At 67.5% G+C, this 2,141-nt stretch carries 2 protein-coding genes; both read left to right on the top strand.

Annotated elements, in window-relative coordinates:
* Positions 1-127: 127 nt before the first annotated feature.
* Entirely contained in the window at positions 128-259 is a 132-nt protein-coding gene (locus tag A5790_RS26405; protein WP_255361633.1) for a hypothetical protein, read from the top strand.
* 84 nt (positions 260-343) lie between these two features.
* The coding region (locus A5790_RS16955; RefSeq protein WP_066846631.1) for a DUF2207 domain-containing protein at positions 344-2,141 on the top strand (1,798 nt) is incomplete at its 3' end.

Here is a 2,141-nt window from a genome sequence, read left to right as displayed (position 1 = left end):
AGGGTGAGACCCCCCTTTCCCCCCCCCCCCCGACCCCCCGCCCCCCACCAGGCCGGGCGGCGGGGCGGCCGGGGGGGGCGCCCCCCCCCCCCCGCCGGGACTGGCCTCCGACACGACGGTGATCCGGATGCTGTTGCGGGTGCCCCGCGACACTGGACTGGCCCTCTCCTCGGCGCTGCGCCGGGCCACCGCCGTGCTCAGCGCCCGTCACGACCAACAGCCGGTTCGCGTCCAGATCGACCCACTGCACATCGGATGACCCGATGGCCAGTTCGCGCCGAAATCGGCCCGCTGCACTTAGGGTGAACCGGAAACCTGGCGTCGCACGCAACAGGAGGACCGCATGCGCCGGCTGTTCGCGTGGTCGATCACGTTGCTGGTGCTGGCATTTGCGGTGCTCTGGCCGGTGGTGTTCAGCGGTGGTGGTTCAGCGGCCGCACCCGCCGACGACCCCGTCGTCATCACGGACTACGACGTGGACCTCCTTGTCGACGAAGACGGGCGACTCGACGCCGTCGAGACCATCACCGCGGATTTTCCCAGTGGCAGGCACGGCATCTTCCGGTACTGGGATGTGACCAACCCCAACAGTCCTCACGTGCGCCAGGTGCCGGAGATCGATTCCATCCTTCTCGACGGTGACTCGGCGCCCTACGAGCTGCTGTGGGAAGACGGTGAGCGGTTCCGGGTCGCCAAGATCGGCGATCCCGACAGCTACCTGAGCTACGGCGAGCACGTATACGAGATCCGCTACTCCATCGACGGTGTCCTCGATACCGGAACCACCGGTGCGGACCGGAGATTCGCCACATCGTCGGGTGAACCCGCCACGACCGAATCGGTGTTCTTCTGGAACGTGATCGCGCCGGCCTGGAACAACCGGATCCAGCGCGCCGACATCTCGATCGGCCTGCCCGGAGACGTTGCCCGCGTGCAGTGTTCGGTCGGATACGGCGTCGGCGGGCAGTGCCTGGACCTGACGACCACGGGGAACAGGGTGGAACTGTCGGCGCGAAACCTGCCGCCGCGCACGCCGGTGACGGTGCGGGCAGGTGTGGACGTGCCGACGCCGCCGCGCACCGAGCTGCCCTGGACCTATGAATGGGACCGCGTGCTGGGCCAGTCGCTGGCCGGAGCGCTCTGGGTGGCGGCGCTGACCGTGGCCGCCGGCGTGGCCGGTCTGCTGTGGTACCGCACCACGGTCGAACCGTCGCCAGGTTTCCCACTGCAGTACGCGCCACCGGAGGGCCTCGGCCCGGTGCAGATGGAGTACATCCGGACCGAGGCAGTCCCCAAACAAGCCCTGACCGCGACGCTGTTCTACCTCGCCGAGCGGGGCTTGGTCGAACTGCGCCAGGTCAGCGAGAAGCATTGGCGGATCCGCGGCATCGCCGAGCACGGCGCCTGGGTTGATGTGGACCCGGTCAGTGTGACCGTCGGGTCGGTGTTGAAGGTTTTGCATCCGGGCGGCGAGTTCGAAGCGAAAAAGACGGTCAAGTCGGGCCAGAAGCTCAACAAGGCCAAGACCGATCTGGCCAAGACCGTCCAGAACTGGGCCTTCGACAACAAGCTTCTCGTCAAACGGCGCAACGAACTCTGGCTCCGCACCGCGAACGCGATCGCTTTCGTGCTCATGCTGTGCGCCGTCTTCCGCTGGCTCTTTCCGACCACGATGTGGGCGTTGCCGTTCGCGGCGTTCTTCTTGCTGTCGATCGGTTCGTGGGCCGCAGGCGTGGGAACCAGGCGCACCGAGGCCGGCCGCGATCTCTGGTCGCGCGCAGGTGGTTTCCACCGCATGTTGACCACCGATTCGGCCGAGGCGCGTTTCGACTTCGGGGCGCGCAAAGACCTCTACTCGGCCTACGTTCCGTTCGCGGTCGCTGCGGGCGCCGCGGCACTGTGGGCCAAGAAGTACGAAACGACGATGGGAACGGCTGCGCCGCAGCCGGATTGGTACAACTCGACCACACACGGCGGTACGGGGTTTGTCGGCGGCTCCGGCGGGTCAAACTTCGACAGCTTCGAGTCCGCGTTGTCGTCGTCGATCGGCGCGTACACCGCATCACAGTCGTCCAGCGGGGGCGGCGGGTCCAGCGCGGTGTCGAGTTGCTTTTCGGCGGCGCTTCGTTGGGCCACCGACG

The sequence above is a fragment of the Mycobacterium sp. 852002-51152_SCH6134967 genome (assembly GCF_001667105.1).
Lineage (GTDB): Bacteria > Actinomycetota > Actinomycetes > Mycobacteriales > Mycobacteriaceae > Mycobacterium > Mycobacterium neumannii_A.
The sequence above is the reverse complement of the archived record's forward strand: the minus strand, read 5'-3'. Positions and strand labels throughout refer to the sequence as shown.